The 19,857-nt window shown below is 63.3% G+C and carries 21 protein-coding genes and 1 tRNA gene; 15 read left to right on the top strand and 7 right to left on the bottom strand.

Annotated features, from left to right (window positions below):
- Positions 1-17: 17 nt before the first annotated feature.
- The 11 genes from K1X11_RS06985 to K1X11_RS06935 all read left to right on the top strand — a co-directional run bounded on the left by K1X11_RS06985 (position 18) and on the right by K1X11_RS06935 (position 10,578).
- Positions 18-1,841 carry a hypothetical protein gene (locus K1X11_RS06985; protein ID WP_221031015.1) on the top strand — a complete coding sequence of 608 codons (1,824 nt, stop codon included), beginning with the start codon at positions 18-20 and terminating at the stop codon, positions 1,839-1,841.
- 191 nt (positions 1,842-2,032) lie between these two features.
- A complete protein-coding gene (locus K1X11_RS06980) occupies positions 2,033-2,857 on the top strand; it encodes a phosphate ABC transporter substrate-binding protein (RefSeq protein ID WP_225919423.1) in 825 nt (274 codons plus the stop codon).
- 269 nt (positions 2,858-3,126) lie between these two features.
- Positions 3,127-4,377, top strand: coding sequence for a porin (locus K1X11_RS06975; RefSeq protein WP_221031014.1), 1,251 nt, complete (start codon positions 3,127-3,129; stop codon positions 4,375-4,377).
- Positions 4,378-4,412: 35 nt separating this feature from the next.
- A complete protein-coding gene (locus K1X11_RS06970; protein WP_221031013.1) occupies positions 4,413-5,222 on the top strand; it encodes a phosphate ABC transporter substrate-binding protein in 810 nt (269 codons plus the stop codon).
- 123 nt (positions 5,223-5,345) lie between these two features.
- Positions 5,346-6,941, top strand: a complete 1,596-nt coding sequence (gene pstC, locus K1X11_RS06965) for a phosphate ABC transporter permease subunit PstC (RefSeq protein ID WP_221031012.1) — start codon at positions 5,346-5,348, stop codon at positions 6,939-6,941.
- Positions 6,942-6,950: 9 nt separating this feature from the next.
- Positions 6,951-8,018 carry a phosphate ABC transporter permease PstA gene (gene pstA / locus K1X11_RS06960; RefSeq protein WP_221031011.1) on the top strand — a complete coding sequence of 356 codons (1,068 nt, stop codon included), beginning with the start codon at positions 6,951-6,953 and terminating at the stop codon, positions 8,016-8,018.
- 18 nt (positions 8,019-8,036) lie between these two features.
- Positions 8,037-8,891 (top strand): phosphate ABC transporter ATP-binding protein PstB, encoded by an 855-nt coding sequence (gene pstB, locus K1X11_RS06955; RefSeq protein WP_225919422.1) that lies wholly within the window; start codon positions 8,037-8,039, stop codon positions 8,889-8,891.
- 53 nt (positions 8,892-8,944) lie between these two features.
- Positions 8,945-9,622, top strand: a complete 678-nt coding sequence (gene phoU, locus K1X11_RS06950; RefSeq protein WP_221031010.1) for a phosphate signaling complex protein PhoU — start codon at positions 8,945-8,947, stop codon at positions 9,620-9,622.
- Between the two features lie 95 nt (positions 9,623-9,717).
- Positions 9,718-9,794, top strand: a tRNA-His gene (locus K1X11_RS06945).
- Positions 9,795-10,075: 281 nt separating this feature from the next.
- Entirely contained in the window at positions 10,076-10,291 is a 216-nt protein-coding gene (locus K1X11_RS06940) for a hypothetical protein (protein ID WP_221031009.1), read from the top strand.
- Positions 10,276-10,578, top strand: coding sequence for a type II toxin-antitoxin system RelE/ParE family toxin (locus K1X11_RS06935; protein WP_221031008.1), 303 nt, complete (start codon positions 10,276-10,278; stop codon positions 10,576-10,578). The genes K1X11_RS06940 and K1X11_RS06935 overlap by 16 nt, the downstream gene beginning before the upstream one ends.
- 47 nt (positions 10,579-10,625) lie before the next feature.
- On the opposite strand, the gene K1X11_RS06930 is transcribed toward K1X11_RS06935, so the two are convergent.
- Genes K1X11_RS06930 through K1X11_RS06915 form a run of 4 tightly spaced genes read right to left on the bottom strand, consistent with a single transcriptional unit; the run spans position 10,626 to position 13,056 of the window.
- On the bottom strand, positions 10,626-11,063 hold the full coding sequence (locus K1X11_RS06930) for an arsenate reductase ArsC (RefSeq protein WP_221031007.1): 438 nt from the start codon (positions 11,061-11,063) through the stop codon (positions 10,626-10,628).
- Positions 11,064-11,089: 26 nt separating this feature from the next.
- On the bottom strand, positions 11,090-12,145 hold the full coding sequence (arsB, locus tag K1X11_RS06925) for an ACR3 family arsenite efflux transporter (RefSeq protein ID WP_221031006.1): 1,056 nt from the start codon (positions 12,143-12,145) through the stop codon (positions 11,090-11,092).
- 36 nt (positions 12,146-12,181) lie between these two features.
- On the bottom strand, positions 12,182-12,640 hold the full coding sequence (locus K1X11_RS06920; RefSeq protein ID WP_221031005.1) for a DUF6428 family protein: 459 nt from the start codon (positions 12,638-12,640) through the stop codon (positions 12,182-12,184).
- 32 nt (positions 12,641-12,672) lie between these two features.
- Positions 12,673-13,056, bottom strand: a complete 384-nt coding sequence (locus K1X11_RS06915) for an ArsR/SmtB family transcription factor (protein ID WP_221031004.1) — start codon at positions 13,054-13,056, stop codon at positions 12,673-12,675.
- A gap of 98 nt (positions 13,057-13,154) precedes the next feature.
- Here K1X11_RS06915 and K1X11_RS06910 point away from each other — a divergent pair, with 98 nt between their 5' ends.
- The 3 genes from K1X11_RS06910 (at position 13,155) to K1X11_RS06900 (ending at position 15,786) form a co-directional block, all read left to right on the top strand.
- Positions 13,155-13,928, top strand: a complete 774-nt coding sequence (locus K1X11_RS06910) for an endonuclease/exonuclease/phosphatase family protein (RefSeq protein ID WP_221031003.1) — start codon at positions 13,155-13,157, stop codon at positions 13,926-13,928.
- 61 nt (positions 13,929-13,989) lie between these two features.
- Positions 13,990-14,796 (top strand): tryptophan synthase subunit alpha, encoded by an 807-nt coding sequence (gene trpA, locus K1X11_RS06905; protein ID WP_221031002.1) that lies wholly within the window; start codon positions 13,990-13,992, stop codon positions 14,794-14,796.
- 87 nt (positions 14,797-14,883) lie between these two features.
- On the top strand, positions 14,884-15,786 hold the full coding sequence (locus K1X11_RS06900) for a GGDEF domain-containing response regulator (protein WP_221031001.1): 903 nt from the start codon (positions 14,884-14,886) through the stop codon (positions 15,784-15,786).
- 29 nt (positions 15,787-15,815) lie between these two features.
- Here K1X11_RS06900 and K1X11_RS06895 read toward each other — a convergent pair whose 3' ends face one another.
- The 3 genes from K1X11_RS06895 to K1X11_RS06885 all read right to left on the bottom strand — a co-directional run bounded on the left by K1X11_RS06895 (position 15,816) and on the right by K1X11_RS06885 (position 18,794).
- Positions 15,816-16,646, bottom strand: a complete 831-nt coding sequence (locus K1X11_RS06895; RefSeq protein WP_324726133.1) for a UDP-2,3-diacylglucosamine diphosphatase — start codon at positions 16,644-16,646, stop codon at positions 15,816-15,818.
- A gap of 97 nt (positions 16,647-16,743) precedes the next feature.
- A complete protein-coding gene (locus tag K1X11_RS06890) occupies positions 16,744-17,652 on the bottom strand; it encodes a diacylglycerol/lipid kinase family protein (RefSeq protein WP_221030999.1) in 909 nt (302 codons plus the stop codon).
- Positions 17,649-18,794, bottom strand: coding sequence for a glycosyltransferase family 4 protein (locus K1X11_RS06885; RefSeq protein ID WP_221030998.1), 1,146 nt, complete (start codon positions 18,792-18,794; stop codon positions 17,649-17,651). The genes K1X11_RS06890 and K1X11_RS06885 overlap by 4 nt, the downstream gene beginning before the upstream one ends.
- Before the next feature lie 112 nt (positions 18,795-18,906).
- Between K1X11_RS06885 and miaA the strand changes: the two genes are divergently transcribed.
- Positions 18,907-19,830, top strand: a complete 924-nt coding sequence (miaA, locus tag K1X11_RS06880) for a tRNA (adenosine(37)-N6)-dimethylallyltransferase MiaA (protein WP_221030997.1) — start codon at positions 18,907-18,909, stop codon at positions 19,828-19,830.
- Positions 19,831-19,857 lie beyond the last annotated feature (27 nt).

Genomic DNA, 19,857 nt, shown 5'->3' with positions numbered 1-19,857 from the left:
AACCCAAGAAATACAGCATGAAACTGAAATCCCTGGTTTCCGTGGCGCTTCTCAGCGCTGCGGCCTCGTTGCACGCCGCGACTGTGAACGTGAGCGGCTCGATCACCGCCGACACCCACTGGACGGCTGACAATGAATACAAGCTCAGCGGCTACGTCTTCGTGACCAACGAAGCGGTCCTGACCATCGACCCCGGCACCGTCATCAAGGGCGAAGTCAGCTCCGGCGCTGGCGCGGCTGCCCTTATCATCACGAAGGATTCCAAAATCATGGCCGAAGGCACCGCCGAGGCCCCCATCGTCTTCACCTCCGAACTCGATCCCCTCGACGGCTCGCTCGGTCCGGACCGTAAGGGTCTCTGGGGCGGCGTGATCTTGCTCGGCAACGCTACGATCAACTCTCGCGCCGATGGCGAGACCGCCGAAGCTCCGGTCAGCGACCAGATCGAAGGTCTTTCGGTCACCGCCGACCAAATCCCGCTCATCACCTTCGGTGGCACCAATGACGAAGACAGCTCCGGCGTGATGACCTACGTCTCCATCCGCCACGGTGGTGCCGACCTCGGTGCTGGTAACGAGATTAACGGTCTCACCGGCGGTGGTGTCGGTTCCGGCACGACCCTCTCCTACATCGAAGTGTTCGCCAACTACGACGACGGTTTCGAGTTCTTCGGTGGCACCGTCTCCCCTGACCACCTCGTGGCGGCCTTCTGCGGTGACGACTCCTTCGACTTCGACACCGGCTTCCGCGGCACCCTGCAATACCTCTTCACTGTCCAGGTGAAGACCAACGAAGAGCCCTACGGCGACAAGGCCATCGAGTGGGATGGCGAAACCTCTTCGATCGCCGGCACCCCCAAGGGCAACGTGTGGGTGTCCAACCTCACCGCCATCGGCATCGGCGATTCCAGCGCCGCCGCCCCGATCAACCCGCGTGACAACGCCACCGTGCACCTCGTGAACTCCGTGTTCGTCGACTTCAAGGCCGGCATCGAGATCGAGAAGGACATCGGCGACGTCATGCCGGAGATCAAGAGCAACGTCTGGTTCAGCCACGACGCCGACTCCAACACCACCACCGCTTGGGGCACCTCGGGTAGCTCGGACGACCTCGACGCCACCAGCTACTTCACCGACGCGACGCTCAACAACATGATCGCCGACCCGATGATGCTCGGCGTCTCCCGCGCTCCGCTCGCCCAGCTCCTCGATCCGCGTTCCGCCGACAAGGACAACTCCCCGATCTGGACCACCACCGTGTTCGACGCCAGCGCCGCTGGTGCGGAAGTGACCGACTACGTCGGCGCCTTCGGCAACAACCTCTGGATCCAGGGTTGGACCAACCTCGCCCTCGCTGGCTACGTTTCCTCCCGCGGCGTCTTCGTCGATGAGAACGGTGAAGATCCGGCTGGCGACGTCACCGTCACCACCCCGGTCGTGCGCAACTCCACCTCCAAGCCGGTCAACATCTCCACCCGCGGTTTCGTGGGCACCGGCAACTCCGCCCTCACCGCTGGTTTCGTGGTGAACGGTTCCCAGGTCCAGTCGCTGCTTATCCGCGTGGCGGGCCCGACCCTCGCCGCTGATTTCGGTCTGTCCGGCACCCTGTCCGCCGCGCAGCTGACCCTCTACCGCGCCGGTGAGAACACTCCGCTCGACAGCACCACGGTTGTCCGCACCCAGACCATCGCTTACAGCGCTGAGCTTGGTGGCTTCCCGCTCAACGCCACCGGTGACGCCGCGATGCTCGCGACGCTCGCCCCGGGCGCTTACACGGTCGTCGTCTCCGGCGTCAACGATGCCACCGGCATCGCGATCGTCGAGGTCTACGAGCTCGACTAAGCCTCGCGCGTTTAACGTCCTTTCGTATCAAGCGGGCCACTACGGTGGCCCGCTTTTTTGTGTCCGCTTCACGCGCGGCCGCGGGCGGGCAGGGGAGCTGTCACGACCGGGTGACGCCGTCACGCAAACGTTACGCGGCTGTCACCGAATACGCTGGAGCGGCCCTTCCCGCCACGCTCACGCTGGTCGCGATGAAAACTCCTCTTCGTTTCCTGTTGGGTTGCATGTTGGCCACCGTGGCGGCGGTGACGTCGGTCTCGGCGCAGAAGATTGTGATCAAGGGTTCCGATACGCTCGGTGCCAAGTTGGTCCCGATTCTCGCTGAGGAATTTAAAGCCCGTCACCCCGGGGTCTCTTTCGAAATCGCCGCCGAAGGTTCCTCCACCGGCATCGCCGCGGTGATCGACGGCACGGCCGATATCGGCATGTCGAGCCGCTCGGCCAAGCCGACCGAGATGTCCGCCGCTTCCGCCAAGGGCGTGGAGATGACTGAGCACGTTGTGGCCTTCGACGGCCTCGCGGTGATCTTGAATGCCGACAGCCCGATCAGCGACCTGCGCAAGCGCCAGGTGGAGCAGATCTTCACCGGTGCCGTGACCGACTGGGCCGCGGTGGGCGGCAATCCGGGGGAGATTTCGGTCTACACCCGCAACACGTCCTCGGGCACGTATTCCGATTTCAAGGCGCTCGCCATGCGCAAGCGCGACTACGCTCCTTCCTCCCAGAAAATGGCTGGCAACGAACAGATCGCGTCCGAGGTCGCCGGCAACCCGAACGGCATCGGCTACGTCGGTCTGGCCTATTCGCAGGCCCCAGGCGTGAAGGTCGCCACGATCGACGGACACCTGCCTGAGGCGGAGTCCGTCAACTCCGGCGAGTATCCCTACGCCCGTCCGACGTTCTATTACACCAATGGTGAGCCGACCGGCATCGTGGCCGAGTTCATCGCCTTCACCCTGAGTGAAGAGGGTCAACGCATCGCTGCGCAGGTCGGCTTCGTGCCGGTGGGCCAATAAGCCGCGGCCCCGAGTTTCCTAATCACTAGCCAAAGTCCATAAGGCCGTCCCGTAATGCGGGGCGGCCTTTTTTGTGACGACCACGTCACAGTGCCGCGGGCGCATTTGTTACAGACGTGCGTAAGTGTTACGGAAGGGCGGCAAAAACGTGACAGAAAGCATGAAGTTCCTGCTACGTAACACGACCGTCACGAAACCGTAACAATACTCAGGCAATGTCGTCCGCTGTTGCAGCGTAACCCTCACCGCAACGTTTCCCTTCGACATCCATGACTAACTCCCTGTTACGACGCGTCGCGCTCCTCGGCGCCTTCCTCGGCGGTTTCGCCTCCTTCGCTGTGGCCCAAGATAGTGGGGCCCTGCTCAATGTCCTTGTGCGCAAGGGCATTCTCACCGACCAGGAGGCCGAAGACATTCGCGCCGAGCTGACGGCCGAGTCCCATGCGGCGGTGATCAGCTCCGTCTCCGGCGGCAAGTCCACCCACTCGCTCGCGATCAGCGGTCGTATCCAGGCGCAATACGCCGGTCTCAGTTCCGATGCCAACGTCGCCGACACCAGTCACATTTTCCTGCGCCGCCTCTACTTTGGCGCCAAGGCCTCGGTCGGTGCCAACTGGTCTGCCAACCTCGTCTACGACTTCGCGGGCGAGAACTTCGACAAAGCCTTCATCGAATACACCGGCAACCTCGGTGGTGAGCTGCCCTTCAACCTCGATGTGGGCGTGCGCAAGGTGAACTTCGGCATGGAGGAGTGGACCTCCTCCGGCAGCCTCGACGCCATCGAGCGTTCCGGTGCCACCCGCTACTTTGTCGAGGGCAACAACGGTCGTCGTCTCGGCGCCGGTTCCTATCGCACGGGTGTGTTCTTCGACGCCGTGCCCAATGCCCGCAAGCAGAAGACCGGCGGTTTCTTCTGGGGCGCGGCCATCACCAATCCCGAGCGCACCGAGGGGCCGGGCGGCGCGTCCTCTGCCGGTAGCGACAGCAACAACACCTTCGCTTACTGGGCCGATGCCGGTTACTCGATCGTGAATGCCGAGAGCAGTTTCCGCCTCGGCGCCGCCGTGGGCCTGTTGCCCGACCAAGGTGGCCGCACCCCCACCGAGGACAGCGACCTGACCGTCTTCAACCTCTACGCCAACGCCGAGCGCGGCCCGTGGAAAGTTTCCGGTGAGTTCCTCTCCGCCGATATCGACAACGGCATCGCCGGCACCACCGACGCCTCCCCGTGGGGCGTGTGGGTGCAGGGCTCCTACGGCATCACCGAGCAGTTCGAAATCGTGGGCCGTTACAGCTATACCGACTCCGACGGTCGCGGCATCAAGGTGTCCGACGGCGTGCGTTCCGCGCCGGCTTCGCTCACCGGTGACAACCTCACCGAGTATTACCTCGGCTTTAACTACTACATCGTGGGCTCCGACCTGAAACTCCAGTTCGGCTACGTGCACGGCACCGCCGAGCGCGGCAACGTCGACGAGTCCGCCGACGGCGTGCGCTCGCAGCTCCAAGTTAACTTCTAAGCCCGCCACCACTCTCTTTGCTTTAAGGATTCGAAATGAAAAAAGTCCTCTCTCTCCTCGCCCTCGGTGCCGTGCTCGCGGCCCCGACCTTTGCCCAGAAGCTCGTGATCAAGGGCTCCGATACGCTCGGCGCGAAGCTCGTGCCCATGCTGGCCGAAACCTACCGCGCGAAGCACCCCGGCGTGTCCTTTGAGATCGCCGCCGAAGGTTCGTCCACCGGCATCGCCGCCGTGATCGACGAAACCGCCAACATCGGCATGTCCTCCCGTCGCGCCAAGCCGACCGAGATGTCGGCCGGCCGCGCCAAGGGCGTGACGCTCAAGCCCATCGTCGTCGCTTACGACGGCATCGCCATTCTGGTGCACGCCGACAATCCCGTGAAGTCGCTCACCAAGCGTCAGGTCGAGCGTATCTTCACCGGTGACATCACCGATTGGTCGGCCGTGGGCGGCAACCCGGGCCCGATCTCCATCTACACCCGCAACACCGCTTCGGGCACGTATTCGGATTTCAAGGACCTCGCCATGAAGCGCCGCGATTATGCGCCGTCGTCCCAGAAGATGGCCGGCAACGAGCAGATTGCGTCCGAGGTCGCGGGTAACCCCAACGGCATCGGTTACGTGGGTCTGGCTTACGCCGACACGCCCGGCACCGCCGTGGTCGATATCGAGGGCAGCAAGCCGTCCAAGGAAGCCGTGCAGTCCAAGGACTATCCCTACGCGCGTCCGACCTTTTACTACACCAACGGTGAGCCGGAGGGCGAAGCGGCCAACTTCGTCGACTTCACCCTCAGCGCCGAGGGGCAGGCCATCGTGGGCCAGATCGGCTTTGTGCCGGTCAACTGAGCCTGATCACGCATCCTGCGCCGAGCTTCGCACAATTGTCACAAGGGGCCCGCTTGACGGTGGTCAGGCGGGACCCTCTGCTGATTTGTCCGCCCGCGAACCTTCGCCCTCTGTCGCCGCTGCATGGATACCACGACCCGTCCTAAATTCGCCATCACCAAGACCCGCACCCGCTTCCTCGGGCTCACGCTCGACGAGTGCATTCAGGCCTTCTTCGGTGGCAACGCGTTTGTGGCCGTCGTGGTGCTCGGGCTGATCACGGTCTTCCTCTTCCGCGAGGGCGCCGGTTTCTTTGGTCAGAACCGCGCCAACCTCGAGCTCTACCGCAAAGCGGGACTCGAGTATGTCGACTTCATGCGCCAGCAGGAGGAGGACCACACGGCGCTCACTCGCTACCTGTTCGACCTGCGCATCAAGGCGTTTCAGCACTACACGCAGGTGGAAGGCATGGAGCTGGCCGACGCCAATCGGCGGCTGATGCCCTTTGACGATTATTCCTACGATTTCGGCGACACGGTCGAGCCGCTGCGCGGCGCCGTGATGGACCTCGGCGACGTCGCCACGGCGGTCAAAACGCGCGCGCTCATCAATGCCGACCGTGAGGAAGAACGACGCCAGTTGCTGGCCGAGGGCAAAACCGCCGAGGCCGCCGAGGTCACGATCGACGAGATCGACTTTGGTGCCGAGGTGCAGGTGTTGATCGATTTCCTGCCGGTTTATCGCGAACTCAATACCGACTTTGCCGCCGCCCTCGATGGTGTGTTGGAGGCGCCGAATCCCGATCTGCCGACGCCGGAACTGGCGGCGCGGTTCGAACGCTTCAAGGAGCTGGTGCGCCAATACCGTGACGGCTTTTCGCGCATCGAAGCGTCCATGGCGGCATGGGACTGGCAGGAGCCGGTGCCGTTCACGAAGGCTGTGTCCAGTTTCCTCACCGGGAGCAACTGGCTGACTGCGAGTTTTTGGCAGGACTGGTATGGCGTGCTGCCGCTCTTCACCGGATCGCTGATGGTCTCGATGGTGGCGCTGGCCATCGCCGTGCCGCTCGGCGTTGGTGCGGCCATCTACGTGAACCAACTCGCGAACGGGAAGGAGCAACGCTTCATCAAACCCTGCATCGAGTTCATCTCCGCCATCCCGTCGGTGGTGCTCGGCTTCTTCGGTATCGCAGTGTTGGGCGAGGCCCTGCGCGTGATGTCTGGCTGGTCCTGGCTTGAGTGGGTGCCGGGCTTCCCGGTGGCCGAACGCCTCAACGCGCTCACCGCGGGCGTGCTGCTCGCGCTCATCGCGGTGCCGACCATTTTCACCCTCGCGGAGGACGCGTTGCAGAACGTGCCGCGCGCTTTCAAAGAGGCGTCGTTCGCGCTCGGCGCCACGCGCTTGCAGACGATTCTGCGCATCATCCTGCCGGCGGCGCTATCGGGTATCATCTCGGCCGTGCTGCTGGGTTTCGGCCGCGTGATTGGTGAGACGATGGTCGTGCTGCTGTGCGCCGGTAATCGTATCGCCATTCCTGATTTTTCCACCGGCCTCGCGGCCTTTACGCAGCCGGTGCACACCATGACCGGCATCATCGCCCAGGAGATGGGTGAAGTGGTGCAGGGGGGCATCCACTACCGGGCGCTCTTTGTGGTGGGTATGCTGCTCTTCTTCATCGCCCTCGTCATCAACTACGTCGCGCAGAAGATCGTGCAGCGCTACCGTATCTCCATCGGCTGAGGACTCCCCATGAGCGATAAACATCGACACATCTTTTCCTCTCGTCCGAGCGCGCGGCGTCGCGCCGAAGTCGGCATGGGCTGGGTCTTCCGTCTCGCCACTTACGTCATCCTGCTGGCCGGTGCTGTGGTCTTCGGCGACATCATTATCAAAGGCTCCCGCACGGTCTTTCAGGCGGAGTTTCCCTTCATCAACGTGCCGTTCCTGACCGAGGCGCCGAAGTCGCTCTACGTCTTCGAGTATCAGGGAGACAAATACGAGTTGGCCGACGACGAATACCGCGACTTCCGGGCCAGCCTCGAAGCCCAAGCCGAAGCCAGCGGCACGACCGCGCCCGACCTGAAGCCCAAGACCTACGTCTATTCCGCCGGCGGTATTTTCCCCAACATTGTGGGCACCATTCTGCTCGTGATCGGTTCCATGACCATCGCGCTCGTGCTCGGCGTCGCCAGCGCGATTTACCTCAACGAATATGCCAAACAGGGGCCGGTGGTGCGGGCGATCCGCCTCGCCATTTTGAATCTGGCAGGTGTGCCCTCGATCGTCTTCGGCCTCTTCGGCTTCGGTATGTTTGTGATCTTCTTCGGGTGGAACGTCTCGCTCATGGCCGGTTGGTTCACGCTCGCCTTCATGGTGTTGCCGGTGGTGATCACGGCCTCCGAGGAGTCGCTCAAAGCGGTGCCCAAGGGCTTTCGCGAGGGCTCGCTCGCGCTCGGTGCCACCAAGTGGCAGACCATCCGCAAGGCCGTGCTGCCTTATGCCACGCCGGGTATTTTGACCTCGTCGATTCTCGGTATCGCCCGCGTCGCCGGTGAGACCGCGCCGATCATGTTCACCGCGGCGTATGTCATTCGCGACAAGCTGCCGTGGGAAGTGGAGCACGTCATGGACTTCCTCTTCCAGGGCGTGATGGCGCTGCCGTATCACATCTACGTCGTCAGCTCCAAGATCCCGCAAAACGAGTATTCCGAGCGCGTCCAATACGGCACCGCCTTCGTTTTCCTCGCGATCGTCGCCCTCATCGCCACCACCTCGATTATTCTTCGCAACCGTTTGCGTTCCCGCTACCGCTGGTAAGGGACGTGCTCCTACGTCATGCCCTCTCTCCTCACCATGGAATCCCCGTCGTCCCGACCGACCACTGCTCCGGCTATCAAGGCAAACGCGCCCAAGTCCACCCCTGGTCCGGCCGATCGCACGATCATCGACATCAACCATGTCGACTTCTTCTACGGCGAAAGCCAAGCCCTCCACGATATCTCGCTGCAGATTCCGGAGAAGAAAGTGACGGCGTTCATCGGTCCGTCCGGCTGCGGTAAGTCGACCCTGCTGCGCTGCCTCAACCGCATGAACGACCTCATCGATGTGGCGCGGGTGGCCAATGGTTCGATCAAGATCCACGACATCGACATCTACCAACCCGACGTCGACGTGATCGAGCTGCGCAAGCGCGTCGGTATGGTCTTCCAGAAGTCCAACCCTTTCCCCAAGTCGATCTACGAGAACATCACCTACGGCCTGCGTCTCCAAGGCGTGAGCAACAAGGCCCACCTCGACGAAGTGGTGGAGCGCTCCCTGCGCGGCGCCGCCCTCTGGGATGAAGTGAAGGACCGTCTGCACACCAGCGGCCTCGGTCTCTCGGGTGGTCAGCAACAACGCCTGTGCATCGCCCGCGCCATTGCGGTCGAGCCGGAGATCATCCTCATGGACGAGCCCTGCTCGGCGCTCGATCCGATCGCGACGGCCAAGGTCGAGGAGCTCATCCACGAACTGAAGTCCAAGTTCACCATCGTGATCGTGACCCACAACATGCAGCAGGCCGCCCGCTGCTCCGATCGCACCGCTTTCTTCTACCTCGGCAAGTTGATCGAATACGCCGACACCCAGACCATCTTCATGAACCCGGGCAATCCGCAGACCGAAGCTTATGTCTCCGGTCGATTTGGTTGATGGACTTGTGTCTCCACTGACTTGCGAATTCCTTGCTGCCTGCCGTCCCCTGTATGAAACGATTTTTTGATTCCGAACTCGAAACCTTCCGCTCCCAACTCGTGTTGATGGGAGAGATTGCCGTGCGCCAGGTGCGCCAGGCGGTCGACGCGTTGGTGGAGGGCAACATCTCGCTGGCCGACCAAGTCACCGCGGCCGACGACGAGTTGGATGATTTGGAAGTGAAGATCGATGAGGAGGCCGTGCGCTACATGAGCCTGCGTTCCCCGGTCGCGACCGAGCTGCGTCTGGTGATCGTGGGCATGAAGGCCAGCCACGATCTGGAGCGGGTGGGGGACGAAGCCACCAGCATCGCCCGTCGCGTGGCCAAGCTCGCCGCCGAGCCCTCCATCAAGCCCTACGTGGACATCCCGCGCATGGCGCGAATCGCAGTGGAGATGCTGCGCGATGCGCTCGACTGCTTCCTGCAGGAAGACGAGCCCAAGGCCCTCGCCGTCTGCAAACGCGATGCCGAAGTCGACGCCATCAACCGCCAGCTTTACCGGGAGCTCACCAGTTACATGATCGAAAATCCGGCCACGACGAGTCGGGCCTTGGAGCTCATGTTCATCTCCAAATCGATCGAACGTATTGCCGACCACGCCTCCAACATCGCCGAGGAAATGATCTACCTCGCGAAGGGCCGGGATGTGCGGCACACGGAAGCGACCAAAAATTCGCCTGACGCCTGAAACGGCGGCTGGGCAGAAAAAAGCCGGTGGAAACCGGTAAAACTCTGCATTGACAGAGCGGAAATGGGGGCCGATTTTCTCCGCCCCCTCACATGGCGACCATAGCTCAGTTGGTTAGAGCACTAGATTGTGATTCTAGGGGTCGCGGGTTCGAATCCCGTTGGTCGCCCCATTTTTGAGATTTTCGATTTTCGATTGGGAGGGCAGGAGGACCCGCGAGGGATGAGAACCCGCAGGGTTCGACGAAGCGAAGCGGAGAAGGGGCGACGCGCAGCGTCGATTCCGCGAGAGCGGAACGAGCCGGAGGCGAAGCCAATCCCGTTGGTCGCCCCATTTTTAGGAATTTCGATTTTTGATTCTCGATTTTCGATTGGGGGAGGCTGGAGGACGCGTGAGGGATGAGAACCCGCAGGAGGCTTGCCCGAACCGGCCAAATGAGCCACGACTGTCGATATGAGCACTGTCACTGAGATCGAAGCCGCTATCGAAAAGCTCAGCGTGGAGGATCAGGGTAAAATCGCCGACTGGCTCAACTCGCGGCTCATTTCTGAGACTCCCGCCATGCTCGCAGCCCTTGATGAAGGCATCCGATCGCTGGAGAAAGAGGGAGCACGCGAATACACTCGTGAACAACTCGAGCAAAAAGTGCGGCAATGGGCTGGAGCGTAAGTCTTAACCGGCAAGCCGAACTCGATCTTGAGCGGGCCGTTGCTTTCCTTGCGACCAAGAGCCCTGCCGCGGCCGAGCGACTTGGTTTGGGGCTGGTAGGTTCTGTTTTTTCGTTGGCGAGCCTGCCTTATCGCGGCCGTCCGGTGGTGGGGCGATCAGGTTACCGAAGCGTGCTGCATCACCCGTGGTTCTTGATCTTCTACCGAATCGACGAAGCCAATGGCTCGGTGGAGATCGTGCGCATTTGGGATGCGCGGCAGGATCCGGACAGCCTCACCATGGGGTGAATCGACAGTCCGGATAGGCCGGTCGGCGAAAACGGCAGGGGTCGGCTTTAACCCAGTTCTCGGGCGGCGCGGAGGCCGGCGGCGTAGGCTTCGAAGACGAGTTTGATTTCGTCCCGCACGCGGCGGAATTCCGCCATGATTTCCTCGTCCGTGCCGGTGGCGTGGGCGGGGTCGTCGAAGCCCCAGTGGTAGCGGTTCACTTGGCCCGGGTAGGTGGGGCAGGCTTGGTCGGCGTTGCCGCAGACGGTGATCACGGTGTGGATGTCGCGATCGAGGAAATCGTTCATGTGCTTTGAACTGTGACCGGAGAGGTCGAGTCCGAGCTCGGCGAGCGCGGCGATGGCTTTGGGGTGCACGTAACCGGCGGGATTGGAACCCGCGCTGTGGACGTCCACGAGATCGCCAGCGGCGGCGCGTAGAAGGCCTTCGGCCATGTGGCTGCGGCAGGAGTTACCGGTGCAGAGAATGAGGATATTGGGTTTCATGAAGCAGGAGGGAAGGTGATGGAAAATCAGGCGGCGCGGGCGGCCCAGCGGCGGCGGAACCAGAACGCGACGTGCACCAGCGCGATGAGCGCGGGCACTTCCACCAAGGGGCCCACGACGGCGGCGAGCGCGACGGCGGAGTCGACGCCAAACACCGCAATGGCGACGGCGATCGCCAACTCGAAATTGTTGCCCGCCGACGTGAAGGCGACCGAGGTGGCTTGCTCGTAGTTGGCGCCCACGCGGCCGGCGAGGACGAAGCTCACCAGGAACATGACCGCAAAATACACCAGCAAGGGCAGGGCGATGCGCAGCACGTCGAAGGGCAGCTGCACGATGGTATCCCCCTTGAAGGTGAACATCACCACGATGGTGAAGAGCAAGGCACTGAGCGTGAGCGGGGAGATGCGCGGCAGGAAGGTCTGCTCATACCAGGTCTCGCCCTTGAGCGGCACCAGCACGATGCGGCTGAGCGCCCCCGCGGCGAAGGGGATGCCTAGATAGATCATCACGCTCTGGAAAATCTGTCCCATCGACACGTCGACGACCGTGCTCTCGAGGCCGATGAGCGGCGGCAACACGGTGAGGAAAAACCAAGCGTAGAGGCCGTAGGTGAGGATCTGGGCAATGCTGTTGAGGGCGACGAGGGCGGCGGCGTATTCGCGACTGCCGTCAGCCAGATCGTTCCACACCAAGACCATGGCGATGCAGCGCGCGATGCCGACGAGGATGAGACCGACCATGTAGCCGGGTTGGTCGCGCAGGAAGATCACCGCGAGGCCCCACATGAGCAGAGGGCCCACGAACCAGTTGAGCACCAGCGAGAGGCTGAGCACGCGCGGGTTGCCGAAAACCTGCGGCAGGCGGCTGTAGCGCACCTTGGCCAGCGGCGGATACATCATCAGGATGAGTCCGACGGCGATGGGCACATTGGTGGTGCCGATGGTGAGCGGCGCAAAAAACGTCGCGGCATCGGTGATCACAAAATGGCCGAGCAACACGCCCACAGCCATGGCGGCGAAGATCCAGACCGTCAGGTAACGGTCCAGGAAACTCATGTTTTTAGCGACGGCGTCGGACATGGCGCGAGCGGAACGTGAGGGGGGCAGTAGGGGAGATTAGCAGCAGCCGGAGCCGGGCAGGCACACGTCCTTGGCGAGGCAATCTGTGTGCTTGTGGCCGAGTTGGATCACGAAACGATCGGCCTCTTGGCGGACCTCGACGAGTTTGAGCTGCACCACGTTGCAGGCCTCGTATTCGAGCTCCACGGGCAGGTCCTCGGCGCCGAGGATCGGCTCGGCGTGCGCGAAGGCTTTGAGCAACTTGTCGGCGGTGATGCGATGGTCCTCGTCCGGACCGACCCAGGTCTGCAGCAGGCACGTGACCTCGCGGCGCACGGTGCCGCCGCAATCCACGAAGTCCTTTTGCACGCGGCCGACTTCGGTCACGTGAAAGTGCGGTTCGATCGGCTCGCCATCGGTCCAGATGACGGTGAGCGGGAGCTCTGGGGCGGCGCTGAGAGCGGCCTTGAGCTGGTGGATGGAAACGGCGGCGGGCGTGGTGGCGGTGGTGCTCATGGTTGGGTGGGTTGGGCTGGGCAAGGAGGGCGTCAGGTTTGGGAGGGGGTGGAGGCGCAGGTGCTCGGAGCACAGCAGGCGTTGACCGCGTCGACGGTCGATTCCAGCTGGGTGAGGCGCTTGAGGTCTTCGGTGAAAATCGGGTTCTCGCGGGTGCAGTCCTGCAGGCAGGCGAGGTTGCGTTCGAGTTCGGGAGCGCGATCTGTCGCGATGGCGTGGATCATCCACGTGCCGCGGCGCTCAGCGGTCACGAGTCCGCGCTCCTTGAGGTAGGCGAGATGTTTGGAGACCTTCACCTGTTTCTCCTCCAGCACCTCCTGCAGGTGACAGACGCAGAGTGGCCCCCGCAGTAACAGGTTCAGGATGCGCAGGCGGGTCTGATCGCAGAGGCATTGGTAGATCTCAACGAGCTCCATGAAGCGGGAACATTCCCAAGCGGGAATATAACGCAAGGGGAATATAATGAACCCGCATGGAATCTTGAATCGGCCCGGCGTCGGATCACCCTAAGTGCATGCAACGGGTGCGCATTGTGACATTCAACATCGCCCACGGCCGCGGGCTGAATCCCATCCAAGGGATCACTTCGGCCGAGAAGTTGCGGCGCAATCTGCGTAAGATTGCCGATCTGCTGACGCGGTTGGACGCCGATGTCGTGGCGCTGCAGGAGATCGACCAACGGTCGCGCTGGGCAGGCAACTTTGACCAGCTCGACTACCTGAGCCAGCACACCGGCATGCCCTACTCGGTCTTCGGGGTGCACAACCGCCGGGAAGGACTGATCAATCTCGCCTACGGCAACGGCATCTTGTCGCGGCATCCCATCATCGCGTCCGAGACGGTGAGCTTCGGCCAACGCCAAGTCGGCGAGAAGGGCTTCATTTTCGCCGAGGTGGACCTGCACGGCATGCGGGTGCCGTTGGTTAACCTGCACCTGCATTATCGCTCGCGGATGCACCGCTTCCGGCAGCTCGAGCAGTTGCTCGATTTCCTCCGCGCCAAACGGCAGGCCCACGGCGGCGAATGGCCGGTGCTGCCGATCGTTTGCGGCGACTTCAATACGCCCGGCGGTGCGTCCGACGTGACCGCCGCGCTCAAGCGCCACCTGCAGGACTTGGCACCTTACACGCTGCACCCGCGGCGCGGCCGCACCTTTCCGTCGCCGCTGCCGGCGCGGTTGCTGGACTTCGTTTTTATGCCGCCCCGCGCGCGCGAGCCGAGTTGTCGGGTGGTGCGCGCGATGCTCTCCGATCACCGGCCCGTGCTGGTGGATTTTGAGCTGAGTTGATGGCGTCGGTTGCGAAATAGGCTTTGCCCCCGCGCGGGGAATTTGGCGCGATGGCGGACTCATGGATCGCATCGCCCAAGCTTTCGCCCGCGCCCAGGCTCAAAACCGTGCCGCTTTTGTGGCCTACCTCTGTGCCGGTGATCCGGATTTCGACAGCTCCCTCGAAGCCTGCCGCGCTTTGCTGCGCAACGGCGTCGACGTGCTGGAGTTGGGCGTGCCGTTTTCCGATCCTCTGGCTGACGGCCTGACCAACCAGCTCGCCGCCCAGCGCGCGCTGGAGGGCGGGATGACGGCGGAGCGGGTGTTTGCGTTTGTGGCTGAGCTGCGGTCCGAATTCCCCGAGACGCCCATCGTGTTCTACACCTACTACAACCTGGTGTTTTCCAACGGCGTCGATGCCTACGTGAAGCGCGCCAAAGAAGCCGGGCTCGACGGTCTGCTTACGCTCGATCTGCCTCCCGAGGAAGCCGACGAACTCTCCGCAGCCTGCCAGGCGCATGGCCTGAAGACGGTTTTCATCGTCGCGCCGACCACCCCGGAAGCCCGCCTACCGACCATCGCCGCGGCGACGACCGGCTTCATCTATTACGTGTCTCGCGAAGGCGTGACGGGCGAGCGGGACAGCGTGGCGGCCAACGTGCCCGACGCGATTGCGACCATCAAACGCCACACGGAGCTGCCTGTGGTCGTCGGCTTCGGCATCTCGCGCCGCGAACACGTCCATGAAGTCGCCGCGCATGCTGACGGTGTCGTGGTGGGCAGCGCGCTCGTGAATGTGATCCGCGACCGCGTGGACGCTCGCGCGGAGATCGGTCCGGCGATGGCGGCTAAAGTCTCCGATCTGGTCGCCGGAGTGGGGCGAGACTAAATTGGATCTGTCCGCGATGAAGACAGCGCTCCACGTGTTAAACGCTTGCAGCTCACAAACGCGATAGGGCAATACGGGTAGGCCCATATGGACTCACGTAAGCTTCTCCTCATCGACGACGACCGCCTGCAGGCGCGGATTGTGCAGCAGCAGCTAAAAGCCTTTCACGGTGAGGTTTACGCTTTCGAATGGGCGGCCACTTATGAGGAGGGCCTACAACGGCTGCTCAGCGGCGAACACACCGCCTGTTTATTGGATTTTCAGCTTGGTCCCCGGGACGGCTTGGAGCTCATTCGGGAGGCCAAGGAGGCGGGCTGTGAGGTGCCGATCATTTTCCTGACGGCCGAATCTTCCTCGAGCATCGACATCGAAGCGATGAACGCCGGCGCGCTCGATTATTTGGTCAAGGGCGAGATCTCGGCTTCGATGCTCGAGCGCTCGTTGCGATACGCGCTGAAGCTGAGCGAAACCCTGGCGGAGCTCAAACGCCTCGCCACGCACGATGCGCTCACCGGCTTGCTCAATCGGCGGGAGTTCAACCGCATCCTCGCCGAAGAAACGGAACGCGCGAAGCGTTTTGGCCGCGACTTCTCCCTGGTGCTGCTCGATCTCGATCACTTCAAATCGGTCAACGACACCCACGGTCATCCGGCGGGCGACGCGGTGCTGCGCGAGACCGCCCGACGGCTCGGCGGACTGATGCGCAAGGTTGATCGTCTGGCGCGATTTGGCGGCGAGGAATTGGCCGTGCTGTTGGTCGAGCTGGATGCCGAGGCCGCGCGCAAGCTGGCGACTCGCATCGTCGAGGTCGTTCACGGGACGCCGTATCCACTGGATGAGGACGGCAAGGAACTCACGGTGACGATCAGCGCGGGCGTCGCTGCCATGCCGCACCACGCCACCACGGCCAAGGCGTTGGTGCAGGCGGCGGACAAGGCGCTTTACGCGGCCAAGTCCAACGGGCGCGACCGCGTCGAAGTGGCGGAATAAAAGCTACGCGCAGCCGCTGCTGCGCGCGATCAGGCGACGTTGGGCGTGATGGGCGCCGTTGCCGGGGCGGGAGCGATGACCTCGTTGAGATCGGAGGCGTCGACGCGCTCGTTTTCTTCGTCGGCCGGCATCGGGTAGGTCTTCACGAACTCGGCGAAGTCGATGATCTCAAAGCGACCGTCCTCGTGTTCAACGATGGCGGTGAGGGACTCGACCCAGTCGCCGCTGTTGAGGTAGTGGACGCCGTCGTAGACCTTGTCGGCCGCGGTGTGGATGTGGCCGCACATGACGCCGATGCAGTCGCGGCTGCGCGCGAGTTCGACGATGTGCTCTTCGAAGTTGGACACGTGATTCACGGCCTGCTTCACGCGCGCCTTCACGGCTTTGGAAAGGGAGTAGTAGTCCTTGCCGCGCCAGGCCCGCCAATGGTTGTAGAGGCGGTTGATGCGCATGAGGAGCCGGTAGCCCCAGTCACCGAGGTAGGCGAGGAAGACGAAGTTCTTTGTGACGGTGTCGAAGACGTCGCCGTGCAACACGAAGTAATTCCCCCGCGGCGTCTCGTGCACGTAGTCTTCGACGATCTGCAGGTTCTCGAACGCGATGGGCAGAAACTTGGCCAACACGTCGTCGTGATTGCCCCGCAGGTAGATCACCTCGGTGTCCTTCTTTTCCATTTTCTTCAGCACGAGCCGAATGAAACGGGTGTGGGACTTGGGCCAATGCCCGGTCTTTTTCAGCCTCCAGCCATCGATGATATCGCCGTTGAGTATGAGCTTGTCGCAGCGGGTGTGCTTGAGGAAGTGGTTCACCTCACGGACTTTGCAGTCGTAGGTGCCCAAGTGCACATCGGAGATTATCACGGTCCTCACCTTGAGCGGTTTCGGTGTCATCGGATTTGCACCCTAGCAGGTTTGGGGGGCGCTTGCCTAGAGGCGCGCGCGGTTCGTCACGGTAACGTTACCTCTCGGAGGGAACCAAAACGCGGAGGCTGCGCGGCTTGACCGCGATGTCGATCGTGGTGCCGGTTTCGTGCACCTCGCCGTCGGTATGGATCGGGCCGGCGTGGGCGCGCTGCAGGGTGAAGTGCGCACCGGTGAGGCGCACGGCCTGGGGGCTGCCGTCGAGTCGACCACGAAACAAGCGCCAGGCCAGCGGGGCGGCGTTGAGGACCGAGACGTGTTTGAGCACGGTGAGGTTGAGCTGGCCGTCATCGACCGAGGCGCCCGGCGCGATGAAGCAGTCGTTGCCGTATTGGTCGGAGTTGGCCACCGCGACGATGAAGGCGCGGGTTTCCAGTTCGCTGGTGCCATTGGCGATGGCGTAGGTCTGGGGCTGGTAACCAAACCATGCGCTCAGCCCGGTGCGCACATAGGCGGAGAGACCGCGGCGAGTGAGATGGTTGAAGCGGGAACTGATCTCGGCGTCGAAGCCGATGCCCATGGCGTTGAAAAAGGGGTGGCCGTTGGCGACGCCCGTATCGATGGCTCGGATACGACCGTCGAGCAGGGTGCGGTAAGCACCGCGACCGGGGTCGGGGATGCCGAGGTGGCGGCCGAGTCCATTGCCGGAACCGCAGGGGATGAGACCGAGCGCGGCCGGAGAGTCGACGAGGGCGGCGGCAACTTCGTTGAGGGTGCCGTCGCCGCCAATCGCGACGACGAGTTCGCAGCCCTCCGCGATGGCGGCGCGGGCGAGGTCGGTGGCGTGGCGGGGACGTTCGGTGAGCCGGACCTCGGCGGGCAGTTTGTGCTCGGTGATGAAGGCCCGGGTGCGGTCCAGCAGGTAGGGATCGCGGCGGTTGTGGCCGGAGTGGGGATTGAAGATGAAGCAGGTCCGGGCGGACCGAATGTCGTAGCGTGAGCTCATGAACGCGCGGCGTTGGCGATCACACTCTGGAGGTCCCGGTCGAGGCCGTCCAGCACGGCATCCCATGGCACGGTTTCGGCGACGGCACGGGCGGCGAGGCCGTAGCGGCTGCGGCTGCTGCGATCGACGGCGAGCGAGCGGGACATGCGCATAAAACCTTCGGTGTCGCCGAAGTTGGCGAGGCGACCGCTCACATGATCCTGAATGTAACGGGCGGCGGCGGCGTAGTTGAAGGCGACGACGGGCAGGGCGGAAGCCATGGCTTCCATGACCACGTTGCCGAAAGTTTCGGTGAGGCTGGGGTAGAGGAACAGGTCGGCCGAGGCGTAGTGGCGGGCCATCTCGTCGCGCGGCAGGAAGCCGGTGAAGTGCGCCCACGGGTGCGCGCGCTCGAGTTTGGCGCGTTCCGGTCCGTCGCTCACGATCACAAAACGGGCGCTGGGGTCGTGGCGCAGGATGGCGTCGTAGCAACGGAAGAGCAGCGCGTAGTTTTTCTCGGCGGCGAGACGGCTGACGTGAATCACGACCAAATCCTCCGGCCCGGCCCCCCAGCTGGCGCGCAGTTCGTTGGAGCGATGCCCGGGGTTGAAGACGCGGGTGTTGGCGCCGCGCGAGAGCAGGCGGACGTCGCGGAATCCATCGGCCGTGAGTTGCGCGTTGAGATCGGGCGACGGCGACAGGGTGATGCGGGTGCGGTTATGGAAGTGGCGCAGGTAACCGAGGACCGGTCGTTCCAACCAGGCGAAACCGTAGTGCGCGCTGTAGTCGTGGAAGTTGGTGTGAAAGCTGGAACTCACCGGGATGCGCAGCTTGTGAGCGGCGAGCAACGCGGCGTAACCGAGCGGACCCTCGGTGGCGATGTGGACGAGGTCGGGCCGCTGCGTGCGCCAGGCCTTGAGCAGGCGACCGCGCACCGGCAGGCCAAAGCGCAGGAAGGGGTAGCCGGGAATGGGCAGGCTCGGATGACGAACCTCGGGGTAGATGTTTTGATTGGGAGCCTCGGGGGCTTCGTCGCGTTGGCGAGGCCGATGAACCACCACGTGATGGCCGCGTTCGGTGAGGCCTTCGGCGACGTGACCGAGCGTCATGGCGACCCCATTGATCTCCGGCGGAAAGGTTTCGGTAACGAGTGCGAGGTGCAAAACTGAGGCTGGTTGCAACCGGTGCCGCAGAGGGGGGCGAGGCGAAAAGAACGCGACGGATTTGTTATCACGTCCTTGTAACAAAACCCGGCTCCGGGCCTACTCGGCGGCGATGTCGACAGCGTTATCGGTTCTGCACGTGCTCACGGGTCCCACTGCGGTGGGGAAGACCGAGTTGGCGCTGCGCTGGGCGGAGGCCAACGACGCCGAGATCATTTCCTGCGACTCCTTGTTGTTCTATCGCGGGATGAACATCGGCACGGCCAAGCCGACCGCGGCCGAGCTCGCGCGCGTGCCGCATCATCTGGTCGACATCCGTGACGTGACCGAGCCGATGGACATCGGGCGTTTTGTGGAGCTGGCGCAGGCAGCGGTCGCGGACATTACGGCGCGCGGTCGTCAGGTTCTGATCACCGGCGGCAGCGGTTTTTACCTGAAGGCGTTTTTTGCGCCGGTGGCCGACAACGTGACCGTGCCGGCGGAGCTGCGCGCGGAGATCGGGGCCCGTTACGAACGGGAAGGGCTGGCGCCGCTGGTGGCGGAGTTGCGGGCGCTGAATCCCGCTGGTCTCGGAAATTTGGATACGGCCAACCCACGACGGGTGACGCGGGCGCTCGAGCGTTGTCGGGCCAGCGGGCGCGGTCTGTTGACCCTGCAGGCGGAGTTCGCGGCGTTGCCCGGTCCGTTTGCAGCGCATGAGGTGCGTTGCACGCGGCTGGAACGGGATCCGGAGGAGCTCAACCGGCGCATTGATGAGCGGATTCAGATCATGCTGGCCGATGGTCTGGTCGAGGAAGTCGCGGCGTTGCGGAGCGCCGGGCTGGAGCAGAATCCCAGCGCGGCGCGTTCGATCGGCTATCGGGAAACCTTGGCGATGTTGCGGGGAGAGCTGGCGGCGCGCGACCTGGCGGTGGAAATCGGCCGCAATACGCGCGGGCTGGTGAAGAAGCAGCGCACCTGGTTCCGTTCGCAGATTCCGCCGCACCGCGAGTTGGACGCGACGACCGCAACGGTCGCCGCGCTGTTTGAGCGGTGAGGGGGTGAGGAGTCGGGCGTAAAGCCC

Source organism: Actomonas aquatica, from assembly GCF_019679435.2.
Lineage (GTDB): Bacteria > Verrucomicrobiota > Verrucomicrobiia > Opitutales > Opitutaceae > Actomonas > Actomonas aquatica.
This window is presented reverse-complemented; position numbering and strand designations above follow the sequence as displayed.